This is a genomic window from Pseudomonas sp. TH06 (assembly GCF_016651305.1).
Classification (GTDB): domain Bacteria; phylum Pseudomonadota; class Gammaproteobacteria; order Pseudomonadales; family Pseudomonadaceae; genus Aquipseudomonas.
This window is the reverse complement of sequence record NZ_JAEKEC010000001.1, coordinates 766,484-791,383: the sequence shown is the minus strand read 5'-3', so window position 1 is coordinate 791,383 and position 24,900 is coordinate 766,484. Positions and strand designations below refer to the sequence as shown.

Sequence of the window (24,900 nt, the reverse complement as noted above, 5' to 3'; positions counted from 1 at the left end):
ACCATGTTTTCCAAAGTTGTTGCGGTATCCCTGCTGGCGCTGGCCAGCAGCCAATTGATGGCTGCCGAGTGCAAAACCACCGTTGACTCCACCGATCAGATGTCCTTCAACACCAAGGAAATCGTGATCGACAAGAGCTGCAAGACTTTTACCGTCGAGCTGACTCACTCCGGCAGCCTGCCGAAGAACGTGATGGGTCATAACCTGGTGATCAGCAAAGAAGCTGACATGCAGCCAATCGCTACCGCTGGCCTGGCCGCCGGTATCGACAAGAACTACCTGCCGGAAGGTGACGCGCGCATCATCGCTCACACCAAAATCATCGGCGCCAAGGAAACTGATTCGCTGACCTTCGACGTGTCCAAGATTGCTGACGGCGGCTACGGCTTCTTCTGCTCGTTCCCGGGCCACATCTCGATGATGAAAGGCACCATTACGGTCAAGTAAGCAGGTTCGCCGCGTCATCGTTCTTCGCGGGCAAGCCACGCTCCCACAGGTTTTGTGTCGATCAGACATTTTGTGAGCGAACGGGACACTGTGGGAGCGGGCTTACCCGCGAAGGGGCCATCCGCATCTATGAATGCAGTGGCCAAAGAAAAGCCCGCTGAGGATCACTCCTCAGCGGGCTTTTTCATTCAATCACCGATCACGGCGCGAACGGCATTACGCGCTTGTGATGAGTCTTGTTGTAGGTCGCGACAATGATGTCGAACGCTTCCTGGCGCACCGCCTCGCCATGCAGGAACGCATCGATCTCGGCGTAGGTAACGCCGTGCGACGCTTCGTCCGGTTTGCCCGGTGACAGGTCTTCCAGATCCGCCGTCGGGACTTTCTCAACCAATGACTCCGGTGCACCGAAGCTGCGGGCAATTGCGCGCACCTGGTTTTTCACCAGACCGCTGAGCGGGGCCAGGTCGCAAGCGCCATCACCGAACTTGGTGAAGAACCCCATCACCGCTTCCGCCGCATGGTCGGTACCGATCACCAGCCCGTGCGCCGCGCCGGCAATGGTGTACTGAGCGACCATGCGCATGCGCGCCTTGGTGTTGCCGAGCACGAAATCCACCGACACTGCATGTTTGCCTTCAAACGCCGCCACTTCACTCGCCAGCGACTTGACCGCCGGGCCGATGTTGACGGTATGGCGTTCGTCCGGGGCGATGAAATCCACCGAGGCCTGGGCATCGTGTTCGTCGAACTGGGTTTCGTACGGCAGACGCACAGCAATGAACTTGTAGCTCTGGTCGCCCGTTTGATCACGCAGTTCGCGCATTGCGCGCTGGGCCAGCAGGCCGGCGGTCAGCGAGTCGACACCGCCGCTGATACCCAGCACCAGTGTCTTGAGCCCGGAATTGACCAGGCAATCCTGAATAAAGGTAATGCGCCGGGCGACTTCGGCTTGCAGCGCCTTGTAGTCAGCGAACGGCGGTTGCACCTTGAGCTGTTCAGCAATCTCACGCTGTACGGCTTGCATGAATTCACTCCTTGCTAGATAGACTGGAATCGGCAGGAACCTGGAAAACGTGTCGCAAGTAGGCGACGAAATTCGGGTCTTTACAGTGGGTCTTGCCTGGCTCGTCGGAGATCTTCGCCACCGGTTGGCCGTTGCAGGCGGTCATTTTAAGCACGATGCTCATCGGTTCGACACCTGGAATGTCACAGGTGAGGTTGGTGCCGATGCCGAAACTGACATTGATCCGACCGTGCAGCGCGCGGAAGATTTCCAGCGACCTGGGCAGGGTCAGGCTGTCGGAGAACACCAGGGTTTTGCTCATCGGGTCGATGCCGAGCTTGTGGTAATGGGCGATGCATTTCTCACCCCACGCCACAGGATCCCCGGAGTCGTGGCGCAGGCCATCGAAAAGCTTGGCAAAAAACAGGTCGAAGTCGCCAAGGAAAGCATCGGTGGTGATGCAGTCGGTGAGGGCGATCCCGAGCAGACCACGGTATTCACGAACCCAGCAATCGAGCGCGGCGATCTGGCTGTCGATCAGTCTTGGGCCGAGTTGCTGGTGAGCCATGATCCATTCGTGGGCCATGGTGCCCAACGGTTTCATGTCGAGTTCGCGGGACAGATGCACGTTGCTGGTGCCGACAAAGCGGCCCGGGAAATCGTGCTTGAGCACGCTCACCACTTCTTCCTGCACACGGTAGGAAAAACGGCGGCGGGTGCCGAAATCGGCGACCTGCAATTGCGCCAGTTCGTCGGCCGAGGCGTTGGCAGTCAGCCAGTCGAACTTGCGATAGAGCTGCTCACGGGCCTGTTCCAGCACCGTCTCGCGGTAGCGATAACGATTGCGCACTTCGCTGACGATTGCCAGCAGCGGCACTTCGTAAAGGATCACATGCAGCCACGGCCCACGCAGGCGGATGAACAGTTCGCCGTTCTCGATGCCGGTGTGCAGGTAGCGCAGGTTAAAGCGGAACAGTCCGAGGAAACGCAGGAAATCCGGTTTGAGGAAGCTGATGCGCTCAAGAAAACTCAACTGATCGGCGCTCAGACTCAGATCGGCCAGACGCTCGATCTGATAGCGGATCTCGGCCAGATACGGGCGTAGATCCTCGCTGTTACGGCAACGAAACTCCCATTCGACTTCGACGTTAGGGTAGTTGTGCAGCACCGCCTGCATCATCGTCAGCTTGTAGAAGTCGGTGTCGAGCAGGTTCTGCACGATGCGATCGGCAAACACACTCTCGCTCATAAACGGGTCTCCGGGTGCGCCGCGCGTTGGCGCGGTATCAATCAATGGCGCTAGTGGCGCATATCAGCGGCAGGTATTGCCAGCAATTTCTGTTCTGGGTCAGGTCTATTGCGGTGAGGGGATTTATCCCCGACCGGCTGCGAAGCAGTTGTCGCTCTTGATATTTTGGGGCCGCTGCGCGACCCATCGGGGATAAATCCCCTCGCCACAGGGCGCAGATGTCAGCCTGGATTGTCGATCTGCTCCAGCATCCACTTCACAAAATCGCGCACCTTCGGCACTTCCGCCGAGTGTTCCGGGTACGCCAGGTAATAGGCGTCGCTGCTGGGCATTGCATGCTGCCAGGGAATGACCAGTTTGCCGTCGGCCAATTCCTCTTCCACCAGAAACCGTGGCAACAGTGCCACGCCGCAGCCGACCTGCGCGGCGCGGATGCACATATAAAAGGTTTCGAAGCGCGGCCCGTGGTAGCTGTGTTCGGTCTGGTAGCCCTGACTGTCGAACCAGTCATGCCACGCCTGCGGGCGCGAGGCATTTTGCAGCAGAACCAGATCGGTCAATTGCGTCGGATCAGTGAAAGGCTTATCCGGCAGGCTGCCCGGTGCGCAAACCGGCACCAGTTCTTCGCCGAACAGCTTCAAGCATTCGGTACCGGGCCGTGAGCCCTGGCCAAAATAGAACGCCAGATCACTGCGGCCTTGCAGCAGATCATCCGCTTCCTGCTCGTTGCACAAATCCAGATGGATCGACGGATGGCGCAAACGCCAGCCCTTGAGGCGCGGCACCAGCCAGCGGGCGCCGAAGGTCGATGGCGTGGAAACGCGCAGGACTTCGGTCTCGCCGCCGTAGGAACGCAGGTAATGCGTCGACATTTCCACCTGCGAGAGGATTTTTCTTACTTCAACCAGATACAAATCCCCGGCGGGGGTCATCTGCAAGCGCCGACGCACGCGGCGGAACAATAAGTGCTGCAACAATTCCTCAAGCTGCGCGACCTGTTTGCTCACGGCGCTCTGGGTCAGGTTCAGTTCCTCGGCGGCCCGGGTGAAGCTCAGGTGCCGGGTCACGGCCTCGAAGCACTGCAACGCAGTAATCGACGGCAGATGGCGTTTGTTCAGCATGGCGGATCCTTTTTCTTGTCTTTCTGCCCAGCATGAATAAACGGAATGATATCTCGCGTAAAGGTCGTTTGTTGACTCGCCGTACTGACGCTACAACTAAAGGCCTGCCCGGTCGTGCAACAGCGGCCGCACACATTCTGTTTTTTGCTTGAGGAGTGACCCATGGTTGCCGCATTGCTTGATCGTCTAGGTGTGAACCCGGCCCTGTACCAGAACGGCAAAGTGCCGGTGCATTCGCCCATCGACGGCAGCCGAATTGCCGCCGTGAACTGGGAAGGCCCCGCCGAAGTCGAGCAGCACATCAGTCGTGCAGATCATGCGTTCGAAGCATGGCGCAAGGTGCCGGCACCGCGTCGCGGCGAACTGGTGCGTCAGTTCGGCGAGGTGTTGCGCGAATACAAGAACGATCTCGGTGAGCTGGTTTCCTGGGAGGCGGGCAAGATCACTCAGGAAGGCCTGGGCGAAGTGCAGGAGATGATCGACATCTGCGACTTCGCCGTAGGCCTGTCCCGCCAGTTGTACGGTTTGACCATCGCTTCCGAGCGCCCTGGCCACCACATGCGTGAAACCTGGCATCCGCTGGGCGTGGTCGGTGTGATCAGTGCGTTCAACTTCCCGGTCGCGGTGTGGGCGTGGAACACCACTCTGGCGCTGGTTTGCGGCAACCCGGTGGTGTGGAAACCGTCGGAGAAGACTCCGCTGACCGCGCTGGCCTGTCAGGCCCTGTTTGATCGCGTGGTGAAGAACTTCAGCGATGCCCCGGCGAATCTCTGCCAGGTGATCATTGGTGGCCGCGATGCCGGTGAAGCGTTGGTCGATGACCCGCGTGTCGCGCTGATCAGCGCCACCGGCAGCACGCGCATGGGCCGCGAAGTGGCGCCGAAAGTCGCCGCACGTTTCGCCCGCAGCATTCTCGAACTGGGCGGTAACAACGCGATGATCCTCGGCCCAAGCGCCGACCTCGACATGGCCGTGCGCGCCATCCTGTTCAGCGCGGTCGGCACCGCCGGTCAGCGCTGCACCACATTGCGCCGCCTGATCGCCCATGAGTCGGTGAAAGAGGAAATCGTCAGCCGTCTCAAAGCCGCTTACGCGAAAGTCCGTATCGGTCATCCGCTGGAAGGCAATCTGGTTGGCCCGCTGATCGACAAACACAGTTTCGAAAACATGCAGGACGCGCTGGAGCAGGCACTGAGCGAGGGCGGCCGGGTGTTCGGCGGCAAGCGTCAACTGGAAGACCAGTTCCCGAATGCCTACTACGTGTCGCCGGCTATTGTTGAAATGCCGGAGCAGAGCGATGTGGTCTGCAGCGAGACCTTCGCGCCGATTCTCTACGTGGTCGGTTACAACGACTTCCAGGAAGCGCTGCGTTTGAACAATGCGGTGCCACAAGGCTTGTCGTCGTGCATTTTCACCACTGACGTGCGTGAGGCCGAGCAGTTCATGTCGGCGGTCGGCAGCGACTGCGGCATCGCCAACGTCAACATCGGCCCGAGCGGTGCCGAGATTGGTGGCGCGTTTGGCGGTGAGAAGGAGACCGGCGGTGGGCGTGAGTCGGGCTCGGATGCATGGCGCGGGTACATGCGCCGGCAGACCAACACCGTGAACTACTCGCTGGAGTTGCCGCTGGCGCAGGGCATAACGTTCGACTGACAGGTGGAAATCCCTTGTGGGAGCGAGCCTTTGTGGTGAGGGGATTTATCCCCGACCGGTTGCGAAGCAGCCGCAAAACAGTTGTATGCGGTTTGTCTGGCAATACGCGATTGCAGGTTTTGGGGCCGCTACGCAGCCCGTCGGGGATAAATCCCCTCACCACAGGGTTCGCTCCCACAGGATCAACAGTGTGTTTGGCAGGTTTCTGTTGGAGTCTGGCAATGCCGTTACGCGAAGAATGTCTGTGGGAAAAGCTCACGCCACAAAGGCCGGATAACACCGCGCTCAGAGGCGAGGTCAAAGTCGATGTCTGCGTGATCGGCGCCGGGTTCACCGGGTTGTCGGCGGCGCTGCATCTGCTGGAAAAAGGTAAAAGTGTCTGCGTGCTGGAGGCCCATCGTGCCGGCAATGGCGGTTCCGGACGCAACGTCGGGCTGGTCAACGCCGGCATGTGGATCCCGCCGGACGAGATCGAAGCGGGTTTCGGCGAAGCCGTCGGCAGTCAGCTCAACCGCATGTTGGGTGCGGCGCCGGCGCTGGTGTTCAGCCTTGTGGACAAGTACAACATCGATTGTCAGTTGCGCCGCGAAGGCACCCTGCACATGGCGCACAACGCCAAGGGTGAGGCGGATCTGCGCAGTCGCGAGGAGCAATGGAAACGCCGTGGCGCACCGGTCGAATTGCTGACCGGCAAGGCTTGTGAGCAAGCAACCGGCACGCAAAAAATCGCCGCCGCATTGCTCGACCGTCGTGCAGGTACGCTCAATCCGATGGCCTATGTCACCGGGCTGGCCAACGCCGTGAAGGGCCTCGGTGGGCAGATGTTTGATCATTCGCCGGTCACTCGTCTTGAGCGCATCGGCCAGGCCTGGTCCGTGCAGACCGAGCAAGGTTCGGTGCTGGCCGAGCAGGTCGTCATCGCCTCCAACGCCTACACCGAAGGCGACTGGACCGAACTCAAGCGCAACTTCTTCCCCGGTTATTACTATCAGGTTGCCTCGGTGCCGCTGAGCGAAGACGCCGCGCAAGAGATTCTCCCGGGCGGGCAGGGCTCGTGGGACACCCGCCAGGTCTTGAGCAGCATTCGCCGTGACAAGGAAGGGCGACTGCTGCTCGGCAGTCTTGGCAACGGCAATCAGAAACCGACCTGGTTTCTCAAAGCCTGGGCCGACCGGGTGCAGCAGCATTACTTCCCCAATCTGAAGCCAGTTGAATGGGAATGCACCTGGACCGGGCGCATCGCCTTTACCCCCGATCACCTCATGCGCCTGTTCGAACCGGCGCCGGGTCTGGTGGCCGTGACTGGCTACAACGGCCGTGGCGTGACCACCGGCACCGTGGTCGGCAAAGCCTTCGCCGACTATCTGTGTCATGGCGATCCTCAAGCCCTGCCGATTCCCTTTGCACCGATGCAGCCCTTGGCGGGCGTTGGCTTGCGCAGTTGCCTGTACGAGGCGGGGTTCTCGCTGTATCACGCGGGCCAGTGCCTGCGCATCGTGATTTGAATGTTGAAATTTGTTGCCGGAGGCGGCGCTTTCCGATGCAGCGACTAGCCTGTAATGGTGCGGGTTGTAGCAGTCCCGCACCAGCAGTGTGCAGTTCGGTGACGCGGGCTGTTACAGGCTGGTTGCACGTCGTTTGGCGCCGCGGTTGCAATGATGGCGCATGCGGGTTGCGCCTGAAAAAATAAATGGTTTCACCTTCCGCGGTTTAGACGGTTGCACGCCCAATGAAAATGGGAACGAAACAGTCGAAATAACAAGAAAGCAGCGACTTTTTGAAGAATAAAAAACCGATGGCACGGCCCTTGCTCTGAGCATTCAGTGAAGTGAAGTCGCAGTGCCAACTAAAAAAAACCTTGGAGCACCACCTCATGTCCCAGACGTTTTACAAGAAAGGCTTTCTGGCCCTCGCAGTGGCTACTGCGCTGGGTGTTTCTGCGTTTGCTCAGGCTGACATCAAAATCGGCGTAGCGGGTCCAATGACTGGCGCCAACGCGGCATTTGGCGAGCAGTACATGAAGGGTGCACAGGCAGCGGCGGACGCAGTCAACGCGGCAGGTGGCGTCAACGGGGAAAAAATCGTTCTGGTCAAGGGCGATGACGCCTGCGAACCGAAGCAGGCCGTGACGGTCGCCAAGGATCTGGTCAACCAGAAGGTTGCGGGCGTGGTCGGGCACTTCTGCTCCTCTTCCACCATTCCAGCCTCGGAAATCTACGACGAAGCCGGTGTCATCGCGATCACCCCGGGCTCCACCAACCCGCAAGTGACCGAGCGTGGCCTGAGTGCGATGTTCCGTATGTGCGGGCGTGACGACCAGCAAGGCATCGTCGCCGGCGACTACATCGTCGACGTGCTCAAGGGCAAAAAAGTCGCGGTGCTGCACGACAAGGACACTTACGGCCAGGGTCTGGCTGATGCCACCAAGGCTCAGCTGGAAAAACGCGGCGTCAAGCCAGTGCTGTATGAAGGCCTGACCCGTGGCGAGAAAGACTTCAGCGCCGTGGTCACCAAGATCCGCGCGGCCGGTGCCGACGTTGTCTACTTCGGCGGCCTGCACCCGGAAGCCGGTCCACTGGTCAAACAGCTGCGTACCGAAGGCCTGAAAGACGTCAAGTTCATGTCTGACGACGGCATCGTCACCGACGAACTGGTGACCACCGCTGGCGGCCCGCAATACGTCGACGGCGTGCTGATGACCTTCGGCGCCGACCCGCGCCTGCTGCCAGAGAGCAAGACCGTTGTGGATGCTTTCCGCAAGGCCGGCACCGAGCCTGAGGGCTACACCCTGTACGCCTACGCCTCGGTGCAGACCCTGGCTGCCGCGTTCAACGGCGCCAAATCCAACAGTGGCGAGAAGGCCGCTGAGTGGCTGAAAGCCAACCCGGTGAAAACCGTCATGGGCGAGAAGGCCTGGGACAAGAAGGGCGACCTGAAAGTCTCCGACTACGTGGTTTACCAGTGGGACGCGACTGGCAAATACCATCAGCTGGAAAAACAGAAGTAAGGGCTGACGCGATCAGTTGATCCCTGCAGATCCTTTGTAGGAGTGAGCCTGCTCGCGATAGCGGTGCAACATTCAACGAATAGGTTGTCTGTGATTCCGTCATCGCGAGCAGGCTCACTCCTACAGGGGGCGGTGGTGATCAGGCTGATCGTGGCTGACATTGCTCCGACGTACATCTGTATTTTTCCTGGAAGAGCCGCACACCCACAGGTGTGCAGGTTCTCATTGCGTGAGATTGCGTTATGGATGGTATTTTCCTGCAGCAACTGGTCAACGGCCTGACCCTCGGGTCGGTCTACGGCCTGATCGCCATCGGCTACACAATGGTCTACGGCATCATCGGCATGATCAACTTCGCCCACGGCGAGGTTTACATGATTTCTGCTTACCTGGCGGCAATCAGTCTGGCTCTGCTGGCTTACTTCGGTATTGAATCCTTCCCGCTGTTGATGCTCGGCACACTGGTCTTCACCATCGTCGTTACCGGGGTGTATGGCTGGGTCATCGAACGCATCGCTTACAAACCACTGCGCAACTCCACCCGACTGGCTCCGCTGATCAGCGCCATCGGTATCTCCCTGATCCTGCAAAACTATGCCCAGATCAGCCAGGGCGCCCGTCAACAAGGTGTTCCAACGCTGCTCACCGGCGCCTGGCGCGTCGACATCGGCACTGGCTTCGTCCAGCTCACCTACACCAAGATTTTCATTTTGGTGGCTGCCTTCGTCGGCATGGGCCTGCTGACCTATGTCATCAAGTACACCAAGCTCGGACGCATGTGCCGCGCCACTCAACAAGACCGCAAGATGGCCTCGATCCTGGGGATCAACACTGACCGGGTGATTTCCTATGTGTTCATCATCGGTGCAGCAATGGCGGCGCTGGCCGGCGTACTGATCACCATGAACTACGGCACGTTCGACTTCTACGCAGGCTTCGTCATCGGCATCAAGGCATTCACTGCCGCCGTGCTTGGCGGGATCGGCTCGCTGCCAGGCGCGATGCTGGGCGGGATCATTCTCGGGATCTCCGAGTCACTGTTCTCCGGTCTGGTCAACTCCGACTACAAAGACGTGTTCAGCTTCTCGCTGCTCGTACTTGTTCTGGTCTTCCGGCCGCAGGGCCTGTTGGGCCGTCCTCTTGTGTCGAAGGTGTAAGCGATGTCTTCAACCACTCAAAAAAACATCGATATCAAAAAAAGCCTGGTTGAGGCGATTCTTGCCGGCCTCATTGCCCTGATCGTGTTCGGCCCGATTGTCGGCGTCGTGCTCGAGGGCTACAGCTTCAATCTTGAGCCGACCCGCGTCGCGTGGATTATCGGCATCGTCATGATTGGCCGGTTTGCCCTCAGCCTGTTCCTGCAGACACCCAAGGGCCTGAAGATTCTCGACGGATTCGAGAGCACCGGCTCTGGTGTGCATGTGTTGCCTGCCGATCACAAATCCTCGCTGCGCTGGATCATCCCGCTGCTGATTGTGCTGGCCGTGATCGTGCCGTTTGTTTCCAACTCCTATCTGCTGGGCGTGGTCATCCTCGGGTTGATCTACGTGTTGCTGGGGCTTGGGCTGAACATCGTGGTGGGGCTGGCCGGTCTGCTCGACCTTGGATATGTGGCGTTTTATGCCATCGGTGCCTACGGTCTGGCGCTCGGTTATCAATACCTTGGCCTGGGTTTCTGGACCGTGCTGCCACTGGCGGCGATCACTGCGGGTCTGGCCGGTTGCATCCTCGGTTTCCCGGTGTTGCGCCTGCACGGCGACTATCTGGCAATCGTGACCCTGGGTTTCGGTGAAATCATCCGTCTGATCCTCAACAACTGGCTGTCGCTGACCGGTGGCCCGAACGGCATGCCGGCGCCGCTGCCGACGTTCTTCGGTCTGGAGTTCGGCAAGCGCGCCAAGGACGGCGGAGTACCGTTTCACGAGTTCTTCGGCATCGCCTACAACCCGGACGTGAAGTACTACTTCATCTACGCGGTGTTGTTCCTGGTGGTGCTGGCCGTGCTGTACATCAAGCATCGTCTGGTAAAAATGCCGGTTGGCCGCGCCTGGGAAGCCTTGCGTGAAGATGAAATCGCTTGCCGCTCGATGGGCCTCAACCACGTATTGGTCAAGCTCTCGGCGTTCACCATTGGTGCGTCGACGGCCGGTCTGGCCGGGGTGTTTTTCGCCACCTACCAAGGCTTCGTCAACCCGACCTCGTTTACCTTCTTCGAATCGGCGCTGATTCTGGCCATCGTTGTGCTTGGTGGCATGGGCTCGACCATCGGCGTGGTAATCGCCGCGTTCGTGCTGACCGTCGCTCCGGAACTGCTGCGCGGCTTCGCTGAATACCGCGTGCTGCTGTTCGGCATTCTGATGGTGTTGATGATGATCTGGCGACCACGTGGGCTGATTCGCATCAGCCGTACCGGGGTCACTCCACGCAAAGGTGCCATTCACTATGAGAGGACTGCGCCATGAGTGAAGTCGTACTCTCTGTTGAAAAACTGATGATGCATTTCGGTGGCATCAAGGCCCTGAGTGACGTCAGCCTGAAGGTCAAACGCAACTCGATCTTCGCGTTGATCGGCCCCAACGGTGCTGGCAAGACTACGGTGTTCAACTGCCTGACCGGGTTCTACAAAGCCTCCGGCGGCAAGATCGAACTCAACGTACGTGGCCAGCAGACCAACGTGATCAAGCTGCTGGGCGAGTCGTTCAAACCGACCGATTTCGTCTCGCCGAAAAACTTCCTCAGCCGCCTGTATTACAAGATGTTCGGCGGCACTCACCTGGTGAACCGCGCAGGCCTGGCCCGGACTTTTCAGAACATTCGCCTGTTCAAGGAAATGTCGGTGCTGGAAAACCTGCTGGTGGCCCAGCACATGTGGGTCAACCGCAACATGCTCGCCGGCATCCTCAACACCAAGGGCTACCGCAAGGCTGAAAGCGATGCGCTGGATTGCGCGTTTTACTGGCTGGAAGTGGTCGATCTGGTGGACTGCGCCAACCGTCTGGCCGGTGAACTCTCGTACGGCCAGCAACGCCGTCTGGAGATCGCCCGGGCCATGTGCACGCGCCCGCAGATCATCTGCCTCGACGAACCGGCCGCCGGCCTCAACCCTCAGGAAACCGAAGCGCTGAGCGCGATGATCCGGCTGCTGCGCGACGAGCACGATCTGACCGTGGTGCTGATCGAACACGACATGGGCATGGTAATGAGCATTTCCGATCACATCGTGGTACTGGACCACGGCATCGTCATCGCCGAAGGCGGGCCTGAAGCCATTCGCAACGACCCGAAAGTGATTGCCGCCTACCTGGGCGCCGACGAAGAGGAGCTGGTATGAGTCAACCGATCCTCGAACTCAAAGACCTGGACGTGTTCTACGGGCCGATCCAGGCGCTAAAAGGCGTATCACTGCAGATCAACGAGGGGGAAACCGTCAGCCTGATCGGCTCCAACGGCGCGGGCAAGTCGACGTTGTTGATGTCGATCTTCGGTCAGCCACGGGCGGCGGCCGGGCAGATCCTTTATCAAGGCGTCGACATTACCCACAAGTCATCGCACTACATCGCCTCCAACGGCATTGCGCAGTCGCCGGAAGGGCGGCGGGTATTCCCTGACATGACCGTCGAGGAAAACCTGCTGATGGGCACCATTCCGATTGGCGACAAGTATGCCAAGGAAGACATGCAGCGCATGTTCGAGCTGTTTCCACGGCTCGAAGAGCGCCGCACCCAGCGGGCGATGACCATGTCCGGCGGCGAGCAGCAAATGCTCGCCATTGCCCGCGCGTTGATGAGTCGGCCGAAGCTGTTGCTGCTCGATGAGCCGAGCCTGGGCCTGGCGCCAATCGTGGTGAAGCAGATCTTCGCGACGTTGCGCGAGCTGGCGAAAACCGGCATGACGATTTTCCTTGTCGAGCAGAACGCCAACCATGCGTTGAAGCTGTCTGACCGGGCGTATGTGATGGTCAACGGCGAGATTCGCCTGACCGGTACCGGCAAGGAGTTGCTGGTGAACGAGGAGGTGCGTAACGCTTATCTGGGCGGGCACTGATTCCTCTTAAGTTGTCCACAAACCCCGACGCGAAAATGTCGGGGTTTTTTATATCTCAAACTCACTGTAAACCCTGTAGGAGTGAGCCTGCTCGCGATCGCGGTTTCCCATTCGCCATCACCGGTGGCTGATACATCGCCATCGCGAGCAGGCTCACTCCTACAGTTGATCCATGCCCGATTCCGGAATTGTGGAAAACAAATTCCGCTACCTGCCAAAGCGCGACATATAGACGCTGCAAATGGCTGTTTTTCCACAGTTTTGACTTGTCCCCGTTTGCTGTGGAGCTGGCTGTGAATAACGTGGGAGTAGCTGGCTGAGAGCCTTGTATAACGTGGCTTGTAGCGTTGTGGTTGTTTTTTGATCAGGTGTTTTTACGAGAGCGGCAGGTGTCGTTGTCAACCTTTTTATGGTCGGTGCAGAACAGACAATTCGCTGCGTGCGGTCCTGTGGATAAGTCTGTGATTAAACTCTGGAAAGACGCCGCTAAGCAGCGTAATTGCTGGCCTCGCGCAATCATCGCTGTGACCGCTCGGTCGTGCAAAATGCCATGTCCCGCACATCTGCCACTTCAGGGTCAAGCAAAAAACTTTCTATTTCTGCCGCAAAGCCTTGTGTGGCGCGGCTTTGCGCCGTTCCACTTGCCCCCGGAAACTGTGGACGGGACTGTGGATAACGTGCGCGCATATGGCTGCAGGCCACGGTCCCTGTGGCGTTGGTACGATTGGTCGTTTTTTGTACAGTGCGTGGGTGTTGCCCGTGAATGCGTGGCCGGGCATGCTGGCTGCTGATTTTCTATTCCAAGGGCTGCTCCGGTGGCCGAAGCAAGGAGAACACGATGTCCAACACCCTGTTTATCACCGGCGCGACGTCCGGTTTTGGTGAAGCCTGCGCCCGTCGTTTTGCCGAGGCTGGCTGGAAACTGGTGCTGACCGGCCGTCGTGAAGAACGCCTCAACGCGCTGTGTGCCGAGTTGTCGAAGCAAACCGAAGTGCATGGTCTGGTACTGGATGTGCGTGATCGCAAGGCGATGGAGGAGGCGATTGCCAACCTGCCGCCATCGTTCGCCAAACTGCGGGGCCTGATCAACAATGCCGGCCTGGCGCTGGGCGTGGACCCTGCGCCGAAATGCGATCTGGACGATTGGGACACCATGGTCGACACCAACGTGAAAGGCCTGATGTACGCCACCCGCCTGCTGTTGCCGCGCCTGATCGCTCATGGCCGTGGCGCCGGCATCGTCAACCTTGGCTCCATCGCCGGTAACTATCCGTATCCGGGCAGCCACGTATATGGCGCGACCAAGGCATTCGTTAAACAGTTTTCGCTGAACCTGCGTTGCGACTTGCAGGGTACGGGCGTGCGGGTCAGCAACATCGAGCCGGGGCTGTGCGAGAGCGAGTTCTCGCTGGTGCGCTTCGCCGGCGATCAGGAGCGCTACAACGCCACCTACGCCGGTGCCGAGCCGATCCAGCCGCAGGACATTGCCGAGACGATTTTCTGGGTGATGAATGCGCCTGCGCACATCAACATCAACAGCCTGGAGCTGATGCCGGTGAGCCAGACCTGGGCCGGGTTTGCGATCGAGCGTAACAAGGCCTGACATCAAATCCTGTGGCGAGGGAACTTGCTCCCGCTGGACTGCGTAGCAGTCCTTTTTTGGGGGCGCTTCGCACCCCAGCGGGAGCAAGCTCCCTCGCCACAAAAATGGGTAAACCGGCGATAAGGTAAACTCCCCTCGCAACAACCCGACCGCACCCTGCGGTTTTCAAGGTTTTTCGAGGAGTTCAAGTGAGTAACCGAGGTGAGCAGTCGCTGCTCAAACAATCGACCATCCTGATGTTCGCGGTGTCGATCGCCGGGATCATCACCGGTTTTATTTCTGGTTCGCAATCCATCCTGTTCGATGGTTTTTTCTCGCTGATCGCAACGTTCATCAAAGTCCTGATGCTGATCACCGCCAAGCTGATCGCCAAGGAAAGCAATCACCGTTTCCAGTTCGGCTTCTGGCATCTGGAGCCGATGGTGTTGCTGATTGAGGGCAGTTTCCTGCTGCTCATCGCCATTTACGCGTTTCTCAACGGTGTGTTCGGCATCATCAATGGCGGTCGCGAGATCGAGTTGGGTCTGGTGATCATCTATGCTGCGGTGTTTACCGTGGTTGAGTTTGCCTACTTCTTCTACGTGCGCCGGCGTAATCGCAAACTCAAATCCAGCCTGATCCAGTTCGACAACATCAGTTGGCTGGTGGACGCGATGTTGTCGGTCGGCCTGTTGATAAGTTTTCTCGCGGCGTTGCTGCTCAAATCCCAGGGCTATGGCGAGTGGGCGAGGTTTGTCGACCCGCTGATCCTGATCGTGCTGGCTCTGACCATGCTGCCACCGGCCTTCAAGATTCTCGGCCCGGCGTTACGCGACGTGCTGGGGATCGCGCCGGACACGCTGGATGACCAGGTGCGTCAGGTGATGGATGCGGCGAAAGTCGAGCATGGTTTCGATGATTACGTGTCCTACGTGCAGAAGCACGGACGGGCACGGTTTATCGAGATTCATGTGGTGTTGCCGGCGGACTATGCGCTGAGCAGTGTCGGCCAGCTGGATGTGTTGCGCGAGGATATTTCGGCGAAACTGGGCAAACCGGATGCGGCGCGCTGGTTGACCATCAGTTTTACGGGCGACAAGAAGTGGATTGCTTGATGTAACCCTGATCTGTGCTGAGAGCGGATTTGTGGTGAGGGGATTTATCCCCGATGGGCTGCGCAGCGGCCCTGCTTTTTTAGGGCCGCTTCGCGCCCCATCGGGGATAAATCCCCTCGCCACAGTGATCCCTTCACTACAGTAAATCTCATTTGCCATTAGATCAGAGTAGGTATTCAGCCAAGCCGTGGTAGCAAGTTGCAAGGTGATACGGCGTAGTAGAAGGCATGTCCTTGCGGCTGACTTCGCCTTGTTCATCACGGCATTCATGCCAGCCACCGGCATGCAGAAAACGCTGCTGTAGCGCCTGCAATTGGCGCAACACCGCGGCTTCGCTGTCCGGTCGCAAGGTCAGGGCGCGCAGGTATTCAGCCTGGGCCCAGATCCGCTGGGTCGAATCTTTCGGGCGGCCGTCAAGTTCCAGGTCGAGCATCGCCCGCACGGCGCCGGACGGTTGTTCGACGCCAAATTGCTCGGTAAAGGCGAAAGCCTTGTCCAGCGCTGCATGCAGTTTCGAGCCGCGCAGTAACGGCGACGATTCGAGCAGGAAATACCATTCGAACTGGTGTCCCGGTTCGTACCAGTTATCCACAGCCCCCAGCGGTTTCTCCATCAACACGCCCTGTTGCGGATCGACGAAGTGCTTGTGCATGGCTGTGCATAACTCGATCAGCATCTGCTGCGTCGCGGCATCTTCACGCACGGAAAGGGTGGCAAGAAACGCTTCGGCCAAGTGCATCAGCGGGTTTTGCAAAGGGCCGGTTTGCAGGGTGATCCAGTCGCGTTCAAGGCAGGCTTCGTACAAGCCATCACCGGTGGCAAAACGGCGGCCGATGACTTCCAGCGCGGCGTTCAGCGTCGACTCCACCAACGGCTCACGGGATTTTGCCCAGTAATGCGCGCAGGCGAACAGGATGAACGCGTGGGTATAGAGATCCTTGCGCTGATCGAGTGGTTTGCCCTGCGCATCGATGCTGTAGAACCAGCCACCGTGCTCGGCGTCATGGAAGTGCCGTTGCAGGGAACGGAACAGCGCTGCTGCGCGTTCCTCGGCGTTATCCACAACCCCGATCAGGCTGGAAAACAGATACAGCTGCCGTGCGCAGGCCATCGCCCGATAGCGTTGCGGTGGCAGCGGTTGGTGGGCGGCGTCCAGCGCCTCGTAAGGCAATGCCATGTCGGCATTCCAGCCCGGGCCTTGCCACAGCGGCACGATCACGTTCACAAAGTGCTGTTGCACATCGCTGAACAGGGCGGTCAATTCAGGCTGGGAGGCGGAGCGGGAAGCATGGGGCATTGGCGGACGTCGTCACGGCTGGGGCGATTGCGCGACATGGTAGCAGAGAGACCGACATTAGAGGCTCGGTGTCTGATCGGCCGTCATCGCTGGCAAGCCAGCTCCCACAGGGATCTTTGATGTTCACACAAATGTGGGCTCACCCAATAACCTGTGGGAGCTGGCTTGCCAGCGATGAGGACGGTACAGGCGATAGGGATCAGCCTGCCAATAACCAGGCACCGGTCACTGCCGAAGCAGCACCCGCCAGGCGCACCAGCGGCGCTGCGGCTTGAGGCAGCACCCGCACCACGCCATAACCGGCGGCATGCAACACGGCAGTGGCTGCCACGAAACCTGCGGCATACGCCCATGGGCTGGTCATGTCAGGCAATTCAAGGCCATGTGCGACCCCATGGAACAGCGCAAACACCGCCGTCGCCGCCACCGCCATCACCAGCGGCGGACGTACCGCCAGCGCGACGGCCAGGCCCAGCGCCAGGACCGACGCGGCAATCCCGCTTTCCAGTGCCGGCAATTCCAGCCCTTCAAAACCGAGCATGCCGCCGATCAACATGGTGCCGACAAAAGTGCACGGCAGCGCCCAGCGTGCCGCGCCTTGTTGCTGCGCCGCCCACAAGCCGACAGCAACCATCGCCAGCAAATGGTCGAGGCCACCGATCGGATGGCTGATGCCGGCGATCAAACCGCTGTCGCCATGCCCGGGGTGAGCAAAGGCCAGAGCCGGGGTCAGCAGCAGTGCGACGGCGCCGAGAATACGTTTGAGTGTCATGGATAAGCTTCCTTGTTGAAAAATGGATCAGGCTGCTGTCAGCAAACCCTGGCGTTCGATGAAGGCGATGATCTCTTCCAGGCCCTGGCCGGTTTTCTGGTTGCTGAACACGAATGGCTTGCCGTTGCGCATGCGTTTGGTGTCGCTGTCCATCATTTCCAGCGAGGCGCCCACCAGCGGCGCGAGGTCGATCTTGTTGATCACCAGCAGGTCGGACTTGCAGATTCCGGGCCCGCCCTTGCGCGGCAGCTTGTCGCCGGCCGAAACATCGATCACATAGATAGTCAGGTCGGACAGCTCCGGGCTGAACGTCGCCGAGAGGTTGTCGCCGCCGGACTCCACCAGAATCAGGTCGAGCCCTGGAAAGCGTCGGTTCAATTGATCGACCGCTTCAAGGTTGATCGAGGCGTCTTCACGGATGGCCGTGTGCGGGCAGCCGCCGGTTTCCACACCGATGATGCGCTCCGGTGCCAACGCTTCGTTGCGCACGAGGAAATCGGCGTCTTCACGGGTATAGATATCGTTGGTGACCACGGCAAGGTTGTAGCGCTCACGCAGCGCCAGGCACAGGGCCAGGGTCAACGCGGTTTTGCCGGAACCGACCGGGCCGCCGATGCCGACGCGCAGAGGTTGTGTGTTCATGCTTGTTTCTCCTAAGAGCGGAAGAGGCGGCTGTACTGGCGCTCATGGGCCATGCACGCCAATGACAGGCCGAACGCGGCGCTGCCGATGTGTTGGGGATTGATTCGGGTCGCGTCCTGCTGCGCCTGTTGCAGCAGCGGCAGCAGTTCGCTGGTCAGGCGTTGCGCGGCTTGCTGGCCCAGCGGCAAGGTTTTCATCAAGACCGCGAGCTGGTTTTCCAGCCAACTCCACAACCAGGCGGCGAGGGCGTCTTGCGGGCTGATACCCCAGGCGCGTGCGGCCAGTGCCCAGCCGAGCGCGAGGTGCGGTTCGCTGCATTGCGCGAGAAAGTCACGGGCCGGCGTATCAAGTTCAGGCAAGCCGTTGAGCAACTGCTGCAACGAATAGCCCATCTGCCGGCTCTCGAGATGCAACTCGCGAGTCTCCCGGCTGGCACGGTGGGTCTCGCAGATTTGCAGCAAATCGCTCCAGTGTTCATCCGCTGCCGCTTGGCAATGGGCGAGCAACAACGGCGCTTCGAAGCGGGCGAGGTTGAGCAGCAACTGATCGCTGATCCAGCGGCGGGCGCTGTCCGGGTTGTTCACCCGGCCGTTATCCACCGCCATTTCCAGGCCTTGCGAATAGCTGTAGCCGCCAATCGGCAATTGCGGACTGGCCAGGCGCAGCAGCGCCCAGGCTGGATTCATAAACGAACGCCGAACTGATGCAGTTTCGGCGCGTAGTTGAAGTCCTCGTCGCCGTGGCGCGAATGGTGATGGCCGCCGCCGTAGGCACCGTGCTCCGGCTGGAACGGCGCTTCAATGGCTTCGACCTGCGCGCCAAGCTGTTCGAGCATGGCCTTGAGTACGTAGTCGTCGAGCAAGCGCAGCCAGCCATCGCCGACTTGCAGGGCGACATGGCGGTTACCGAGGTGATAGGCGGCGCGGGTCAGTTCGAAGGCGTTGGCGCAGGTGACGTGCAGCAATTGTTCAGGCCGGGCGCAGACGCGGACGATGCGGCCGTCTTCGGCTTGCAGGCATTCGCCGTCAAACAGCGGCGGCTGACCGCGCTCCAAAAACAACCCGACGTCTTCGCCCTCGGCACTGAAACAGCGCAAACGGCTTTTGCTCCGGGCTTCGAACGTCAGGTGCAACTCGGCGGCCCAGACGGGTTGAGGGTCGATTCTGCGATGAATCACCAGCATGGGGAAAGCTTCCAGCAGTGGACAATACTCAGGCTAGAGCAAGGGGCTTGCCAATCGGACGAGATGTAGGAAATCCCTGTCGGAGCGTAGTGGATGTTTCAAAATGTTGCAGGAATATGGAATGTTTTGGTGCGTGAAGATTTTTTAATGCACCAAATGGAGGCCGTGACGCCGCACCTTTGTAGGAGTGAGCCTCCTCGTGATTGCAGTGTGTCAGTCAGCAACAATTTGACTGATAGACCGCTATCGCGAGCAGGCTCACTCCTACAGGGGATTTGTGGTGTGGCGGGAAGAGGGGAGCTACTCGGTACTACCGAGCCCTTGCCAATGCTTGAGACCGATAAAGATAAAGCGCAGTTGCTGGGTAATCTTCGCCTGCGGCGTCAGATGTTCCGGCAAGGCTTCAGCAGGAGGGTCGATGATGTCAGGCAGCGTGGCGAATACCGATTTGACGATCAGATCGGCCACCACGCTCAACCCGGCCGCATCCAGATGCTGAAGTTTGGGCATCAGCGTCAAATCCGCCGCGAGGTCCGAGCTGATGTTCTCGCGCAAACGGCCAATGGCCTGACGCACCGGCAGCGAACCGCCGTACTGCTCGCGGGCGAGAAACAGAAATTGCGAACGATTAGCGCTGACCACATCAAGAAAGATCCGCACCGACGCATCGATAATGCCGCCCATGACGAATTCGTTGTGGCGCACCAGGCGGATGGTTTCGCGGAAGGTCTGACCGACTTCGCTGACCAGCACCAGCCCTAGTTCATCCATATCGGCGAAATGCCGGTAGAAACCGGTGGGCACGATGCCGGCGGTCTTGGTCACTTCGCGCAGGCTCAGGCTGCCGAATCCTCGGCCGCTTTCCATCAAGTGGCGGGCAGCGTCCATCAGGGCGTTGCGGGTCTGTTGTTTCTGTTCGGCGCGGGGCAGCATCGCAGGGTGTGTTCTTAGGCAAGACAAGCGGAGCACTCTAGCAAATCGGCTTTGTTGGCGTCGAACGGCTGAGGGGGAAATCGCGGGGAGAAAACCAGTTTGATTGTTTGTCGGGGCTGAAAAAGTCAAAAGCCCAATCCGCTGATTGGGCTTTTTTTCCAGGCCGCCATGGGCTTAGCTCAATTTGCTGTTGCGTTCGATCACACGATCACCACCACCTTCGGCGATAGCTTGACCCAATGGGGTTTTGTCGAAGCCATCTTCAGCCAGGGTTTGACCTTGTGGAGTGCGATCGGAACCGTCGGACGCCAGAGTCTGACCCTGTGGGGTGCGATCGGAGCCATCGGATGCAAGGGTTTGGCCTTGTGGGGTGCGATCAGAACCGTCTTGCACCAGACCTTTCTCTTCCAGACGATCACGGCCACCTTCAGCTACGGTTTGACCTTGTGGCGTTTTGTCATAGCCATCTTGCACCAGACCTTTTTCTTCCAGGCGGTTGCGGCCGTTTTCAGCCAGGGTCTGGCCTTGTGGAGTGCGGTCGCCGCCATCGGCAGCAACAGTCTGGCTGAACACCGAGTGGCTGGATTTCACTTGCGGGGTAGCCTGATCGGCAGCGGGCAGGGCGAAAGCGGTGCTGGCTAGCATCGACAGGGTAAGGCTGAGCAGTAATTGGCGTTTCATGATGGGTTGCTCCTTGGGAGGGCGATAAAGTGGGTACGAGGGCAATGCTACTCTCGATAAGTCGATATAAAAGTTCATAAACGCAATGGTAATAATCAACAGAATTGATTGTTCTGCCGGGAGGCTCTAGCTCGGGCGTTTCCGGGCGACGGTTTTGCACCGTAGTGGGTATTTTCGACTCACTTGCGCCTCGCAAACGTGCGGGTCGCGGTAACGCTGTTCGACCAATCGGTCAGATTTCGCTCGGCTTTTTACGCTGGAATCGGTCTTTCAGTTAAACCTGCGAGCCATTTGCCAGTCACAGACTTCATAGGGGCCGCTTTGGCCCGCCGTTTCAGCTGTGCGCCACGATGTCGGCGTGCGGTCGTGATCAGGAGCTTTGTGCATGACGCGCACTGGAAAAATCTTCAGCTGGACCTTCGCCATCCTCGTACTGCTCCTGGCGGTACTGGTGCTGATCATCGTGTTCTTCGACTGGAACCGGATCAAACCGCCGCTCAACGCCAAAGTCTCGGAAGAATTGCATCGACCGTTTGCCATCAACGGCAACCTCGCGGTGATCTGGCAGCGCGAACCGGATGAGGGCGGCTGGCGTGCCTGGGTGCCGTGGCCCCATGTGGTCGCCGAGGATTTGAGTCTGGGCAATCCGGACTGGTCGAAAAAGCCGCAGATGGTCACGCTCAAGCGCGTTGAACTGCGCATTTCGCCGTTGGCGCTGTTGGCGCAACGGGTGGTCATTCCGCGTATCGACCTGACCGAACCCAACGCTGAATTGCAGCGTCTGGCCGATGGCCGTGCGAACTGGACCTTCAAGTTCGATCCCAAGGATCCGAATGCTGAACCGTCGAACTGGGTAGTCGATATCGGCGCGATCAAGTTCGACAAGGGCCATGTCACGCTTGATGACCAGACCCTCAAGACCAATCTGGATGTATTGATCGATCCGCTGGGCAAGCCGATTCCATTCAGCGAAATCGTTGGTGACAAAGCGGCGAAAGCCGCGCAGGACAAAGGCACCGCACCGCAGGACTATGCCTTTGCGGTGAAAGTAAAAGGTCAGTATCACGGTCAGAACCTCACCGGCCAGGGCAAGCTCGGCGGGCTGCTCGCCTTGCAGGACGCGAGCAAACCGTTCCCGCTACAGGCGCAGGCGAAAATCGGCGACACCAGCATCGAACTCGCCGGCACCCTGACCGATCCGCTCAACCTCGGCGCCCTCGACCTGCGTCTGAAACTGGCCGGCGCGAGCCTCGGCAATCTCTATCCGCTGACCGGTGTGACCCTGCCGGACACGCCGCCGTACTCCACCGACGGCCACTTGATCGCCAAGTTGCATGACGCCGCTGGGGCGAATTTCACTTATGAGAAATTCAACGGCAAGATCGGCGGCAGCGACATCCATGGCGACCTCAACTACGTCGCCAGTCAGCCACGGCCCAAACTCAGCGGGGCGCTGCTGTCCAATCAACTGCTGTTCGCCGACCTCGCACCGCTGATTGGCGCCGACTCCAACGACAAACAAAAGGCTCGCGGCGGCGAGAGCAAACAACCGACGGACAAAGTGCTGCCAGTGGAGGAGTTCAAGACCGACCGCTGGCGCGCAATGGACGCCGACGTCGAGTTCACTGGCAAGCGCATCGTTCACAGTGAAAAGCTGCCGTTCACCGACCTCTATACCCACTTGAAACTCAATGACGGCGAGCTCAGCCTCGAACCGCTGCGCTTTGGTGTGGCTGGCGGCAATCTCGATGCGCAGATCCGCCTCAACGGCCGCACCGAGCCGCTGGAAGGCCGCGCCAAACTGACTGCACGCGGGTTCAAGCTCAAGCAGCTGTTCCCGACCTTCGAACCGATGAAAACCAGTTTCGGTGAGCTTAATGGCGATGCCGATATCAGTGGTCGCGGCAACTCGGTGGCGAAGCTGCTGGGTGGCGCCAACGGCAATCTGAAGATGCTGATCAATGATGGCGCGATCAGCCGTGAACTGATGGAACTGGCCGGGCTCAACGTCGGCAACTATGTGGTGGGCAAGATCTTTGGCGACAAGGAAGTGAAGATCAACTGCGCGGCGGCCGACTTCGACATCAAGACGGGCCTTGCGACTACGCGGCTGTTCGTCTTCGATACCGAGAACGCGATTATCTACATCGACGGCACGGCGAATATGGCCACTGAGCAACTCGATCTGACGGTGACGCCGGAGTCCAAGGGCTGGCGCTTGATCTCGTTGCGTTCGCCTTTGTACGTGCGTGGCAAGTTCATCAAGCCCGATGCCGGGGTCAAGGCTGTGCCGTTGCTGCTGCGTGGGGCCGGGATGGTTGCGCTGGGTGTGATCGCAGCACCGGCGGCGGGGCTGTTGGCGCTGGTGGCGCCGAGTGGCGGTGAGCCGAATCAGTGTGCGCCGTTGCTGGAGCAGATGAAGGCGGGCAAGGCGCCTGTCACCGTTAAACCAACCAAGTAATTTTCAGCGTCTGTGAAAGCGCTATCGCGAGCAGGCTCACTCCTACATTGGAACGTATTCCAAATGTAGGAGTGAGCCTGCTCGCGAAAGGGTTTACAGGTCTTTCAGGATGTCAGCCATGTCATCGGCATGCTCTTCTTCCTGCGCGAGGATGTCTTCGAAGATGCGCCGGGTGGTCGGGTCCTTTTCGCCGATGTATTGAATGATCTCGCGGTAGCTGTCGATGGCGATCCGCTCGGCCACCAGGTCTTCGTAGACCATCTCCTTCAAGCTGTTCCCAGCGACATATTGCGCATGGGACATTTTCGACAGCAGGTCAGGGTTGAACTCCGGTTCGCCGCCCAATTGCACGATGCGCTCGGCCAGACGGTCGGCGTGCTCGGCTTCCTGGGTCGCGTGTTCGAGAAATTCGTCGGCGGCGACGTTGGCTTTCAGGCCGTTGGCCATGAAGTAGTGACGCTTGTAGCGCAACACGCAGACCAGTTCAGTGGCCAGCGATTCATTGAGCAAGCGCAGCACCTCTTCACGGTTGGCGCTGTAACTCTCGGTCACTGCGCCGTTTTCCACGTGTTGCCGTGCGCGCTCGCGCAGGGTTTGAACATCAGACAAATGCAGGTCGCTCATTTCAGTCTCCTGGAGGCTAATCCGATTGGCGTCACGTTCTACGGACGTAATCGCCTACCCAGGTTGTGAGTCTTGCCGGATGCAAAAAGTTTTATCGATTTACGCCCCTATCTTTGCTGGAGTTGCCGAAGGCTGCGATCTAGGCGCCAGCCCTGACAAAACCGCCTCCTCCTGCAACCACGCAAAAAAAGCGCGCACCGGCGGATGCCGCTCGCGCCCGGGCACACACAACGCGCTATAGCCCGCGCCATCGACCTGCACATCACCCTTGTACGGCAGCAGCAAACCGTTGGCGACGCTCTCCGACACCAGAATATTGCTCGCCAACACCAGCCCTTGCCCGGCAATCGCCGCTTGCAGCGCGTAATGCTCTTCATCGTATTCACGGATCGCCGGTTGCTGGTTGAACCAGTGCTCCCCGGACTTGGCGCACCAGGCCTCCCAGCCGTGGGCATATAACTTCGAGTTGTGCCAACGCACGCTGATCAATGCCGGCGTGCGCCGTGCGGCCAGCGCCACTTGCTCGGGCGAGCCGTAGACGCCGAAAGATTCGTCGAACAGGCACAAGCCATACAGGTTCGGATAATCGTCGAGGCTGTAGCGCAGCACCAGATCGACGCTGGCGTCCTGATGCAGGTCAATCACTTCGCAATGGGTATCCAGACGCACATTGATATTCGGGTGTTTCGCATAGAAACGGCCGAGGCGCGGCACCAGCCACAGTGCGGCGAACGCGGCGGTGGTCGACAGCGTCAGGCTACTGGCGCTGCGTTGCGGGCGCAGGGTATCGACGCTTTGCGCCACTTCGAGAAAGGCGCCATGCAGGCTGCGGAACAAGCGCTCGCCACCTTCGGTCAGGTGCACCTGACGCGGCAGACGTTCGAACAGCGCGACACCGAGCCAGTCCTCCAGTGCACGGATCTGATGGGAGATCGCCGTCGGCGTCACCGTCAGTTCTTCGGCGGCGGCCTTGAAACTCAGCAGGCGCGAAGCGGATTCGAACGCGCGCAGGGCGGTCAGCGGCAGCGAGGCAAACATTGAAAACTCCATGGATGAAATAAACTCATCCCGACTGATTTTTGC

23 protein-coding genes are annotated in these 24,900 nt (G+C 59.4%); 11 read left to right on the top strand and 12 right to left on the bottom strand.

Annotated elements, in window-relative coordinates:
• The first annotated feature begins 3 nt into the window (after positions 1-3).
• Complete coding sequence (gene azu / locus JFT86_RS03565; RefSeq protein ID WP_201235748.1) at positions 4-447, top strand: azurin; 444 nt, start codon at positions 4-6, stop codon at positions 445-447.
• 199 nt (positions 448-646) lie between these two features.
• Here the strand turns inward: azu and nadE are convergent, their stop codons facing one another.
• From nadE to JFT86_RS03550, 3 genes are all read right to left on the bottom strand, one after another.
• Positions 647-1,474, bottom strand: a complete 828-nt coding sequence (gene nadE / locus JFT86_RS03560; protein ID WP_201235746.1) for an ammonia-dependent NAD(+) synthetase — start codon at positions 1,472-1,474, stop codon at positions 647-649.
• Between the two features lie 4 nt (positions 1,475-1,478).
• Positions 1,479-2,702: a nicotinate phosphoribosyltransferase gene (gene pncB / locus JFT86_RS03555; protein WP_201235743.1), complete on the bottom strand. Its 1,224-nt coding sequence runs from the start codon at positions 2,700-2,702 to the stop codon at positions 1,479-1,481.
• Positions 2,703-2,923: 221 nt separating this feature from the next.
• Entirely contained in the window at positions 2,924-3,823 is a 900-nt protein-coding gene (locus tag JFT86_RS03550) for a LysR family transcriptional regulator (RefSeq protein ID WP_201235742.1), read from the bottom strand.
• A 162-nt stretch (positions 3,824-3,985) separates the two neighbouring features.
• On the opposite strand from JFT86_RS03550, the gene JFT86_RS03545 reads away from it, so the two are divergent.
• The 9 genes from JFT86_RS03545 (at position 3,986) to JFT86_RS03505 (ending at position 15,224) form a co-directional block, all read left to right on the top strand.
• On the top strand, positions 3,986-5,476 hold the full coding sequence (locus JFT86_RS03545; RefSeq protein WP_201235741.1) for an aldehyde dehydrogenase family protein: 1,491 nt from the start codon (positions 3,986-3,988) through the stop codon (positions 5,474-5,476).
• 221 nt (positions 5,477-5,697) lie between these two features.
• The gene (locus tag JFT86_RS03540; RefSeq protein WP_201235740.1) at positions 5,698-6,981 is read left to right on the top strand and encodes an FAD-binding oxidoreductase; all 1,284 of its coding nucleotides are present in this window, start codon (positions 5,698-5,700) and stop codon (positions 6,979-6,981) included.
• A 368-nt stretch (positions 6,982-7,349) separates the two neighbouring features.
• Positions 7,350-8,483, top strand: coding sequence for an ABC transporter substrate-binding protein (locus tag JFT86_RS03535; RefSeq protein ID WP_201235739.1), 1,134 nt, complete (start codon positions 7,350-7,352; stop codon positions 8,481-8,483).
• Between the two features lie 242 nt (positions 8,484-8,725).
• On the top strand, positions 8,726-9,640 hold the full coding sequence (locus JFT86_RS03530; RefSeq protein WP_201235738.1) for a branched-chain amino acid ABC transporter permease LivH: 915 nt from the start codon (positions 8,726-8,728) through the stop codon (positions 9,638-9,640).
• 3 nt (positions 9,641-9,643) lie between these two features.
• Positions 9,644-10,945 (top strand): high-affinity branched-chain amino acid ABC transporter permease LivM, encoded by a 1,302-nt coding sequence (livM, locus tag JFT86_RS03525; protein ID WP_103304689.1) that lies wholly within the window; start codon positions 9,644-9,646, stop codon positions 10,943-10,945.
• Complete coding sequence (locus JFT86_RS03520) at positions 10,942-11,814, top strand: ATP-binding cassette domain-containing protein (protein WP_103304690.1); 873 nt, start codon at positions 10,942-10,944, stop codon at positions 11,812-11,814. Before livM ends, JFT86_RS03520 begins: the two co-directional genes overlap by 4 nt.
• Positions 11,811-12,527, top strand: a complete 717-nt coding sequence (locus JFT86_RS03515; RefSeq protein ID WP_201235737.1) for an ABC transporter ATP-binding protein — start codon at positions 11,811-11,813, stop codon at positions 12,525-12,527. The genes JFT86_RS03520 and JFT86_RS03515 overlap by 4 nt, the downstream gene beginning before the upstream one ends.
• An 838-nt stretch (positions 12,528-13,365) precedes the next feature.
• Entirely contained in the window at positions 13,366-14,130 is a 765-nt protein-coding gene (locus JFT86_RS03510) for an SDR family oxidoreductase (protein ID WP_007915905.1), read from the top strand.
• A 188-nt stretch (positions 14,131-14,318) separates the two neighbouring features.
• Positions 14,319-15,224 (top strand): cation diffusion facilitator family transporter, encoded by a 906-nt coding sequence (locus JFT86_RS03505; RefSeq protein ID WP_201235736.1) that lies wholly within the window; start codon positions 14,319-14,321, stop codon positions 15,222-15,224.
• Between the two features lie 163 nt (positions 15,225-15,387).
• On the opposite strand, the gene JFT86_RS03500 is transcribed toward JFT86_RS03505, so the two are convergent.
• The 7 genes from JFT86_RS03500 to JFT86_RS03470 all read right to left on the bottom strand — a co-directional run bounded on the left by JFT86_RS03500 (position 15,388) and on the right by JFT86_RS03470 (position 20,732).
• Entirely contained in the window at positions 15,388-16,521 is a 1,134-nt protein-coding gene (locus tag JFT86_RS03500; RefSeq protein WP_201235735.1) for an AGE family epimerase/isomerase, read from the bottom strand.
• 199 nt (positions 16,522-16,720) lie between these two features.
• Positions 16,721-17,293 (bottom strand): HupE/UreJ family protein, encoded by a 573-nt coding sequence (locus JFT86_RS03495; RefSeq protein ID WP_201235734.1) that lies wholly within the window; start codon positions 17,291-17,293, stop codon positions 16,721-16,723.
• Positions 17,294-17,320: 27 nt separating this feature from the next.
• Positions 17,321-17,935, bottom strand: coding sequence for an urease accessory protein UreG (ureG, locus tag JFT86_RS03490; RefSeq protein WP_071174254.1), 615 nt, complete (start codon positions 17,933-17,935; stop codon positions 17,321-17,323).
• A gap of 11 nt (positions 17,936-17,946) precedes the next feature.
• Positions 17,947-18,621: an urease accessory protein UreF gene (locus JFT86_RS03485; RefSeq protein ID WP_201235733.1), complete on the bottom strand. Its 675-nt coding sequence runs from the start codon at positions 18,619-18,621 to the stop codon at positions 17,947-17,949.
• Positions 18,618-19,118, bottom strand: a complete 501-nt coding sequence (gene ureE / locus JFT86_RS03480) for an urease accessory protein UreE (protein WP_095121871.1) — start codon at positions 19,116-19,118, stop codon at positions 18,618-18,620. The genes JFT86_RS03485 and ureE overlap by 4 nt, the downstream gene beginning before the upstream one ends.
• Positions 19,119-19,418: 300 nt before the next feature.
• A complete protein-coding gene (locus tag JFT86_RS03475; RefSeq protein WP_201235732.1) occupies positions 19,419-20,051 on the bottom strand; it encodes a TetR family transcriptional regulator in 633 nt (210 codons plus the stop codon).
• Between the two features lie 174 nt (positions 20,052-20,225).
• Complete coding sequence (locus tag JFT86_RS03470) at positions 20,226-20,732, bottom strand: hypothetical protein (protein ID WP_201235731.1); 507 nt, start codon at positions 20,730-20,732, stop codon at positions 20,226-20,228.
• A gap of 385 nt (positions 20,733-21,117) precedes the next feature.
• On the opposite strand from JFT86_RS03470, the gene JFT86_RS03465 reads away from it, so the two are divergent.
• Positions 21,118-23,193: an AsmA family protein gene (locus tag JFT86_RS03465; RefSeq protein ID WP_201235730.1), complete on the top strand. Its 2,076-nt coding sequence runs from the start codon at positions 21,118-21,120 to the stop codon at positions 23,191-23,193.
• A 93-nt stretch (positions 23,194-23,286) separates the two neighbouring features.
• Here the strand turns inward: JFT86_RS03465 and JFT86_RS03460 are convergent, their stop codons facing one another.
• Both JFT86_RS03460 and JFT86_RS03455 read right to left on the bottom strand, forming a co-directional pair.
• Entirely contained in the window at positions 23,287-23,817 is a 531-nt protein-coding gene (locus JFT86_RS03460; protein WP_201235729.1) for a ferritin-like domain-containing protein, read from the bottom strand.
• Positions 23,818-23,916: 99 nt separating this feature from the next.
• Positions 23,917-24,867 carry a LysR substrate-binding domain-containing protein gene (locus tag JFT86_RS03455; protein ID WP_242489468.1) on the bottom strand — a complete coding sequence of 317 codons (951 nt, stop codon included), beginning with the start codon at positions 24,865-24,867 and terminating at the stop codon, positions 23,917-23,919.
• Between the last annotated feature and the right edge of the window lie 33 nt (positions 24,868-24,900).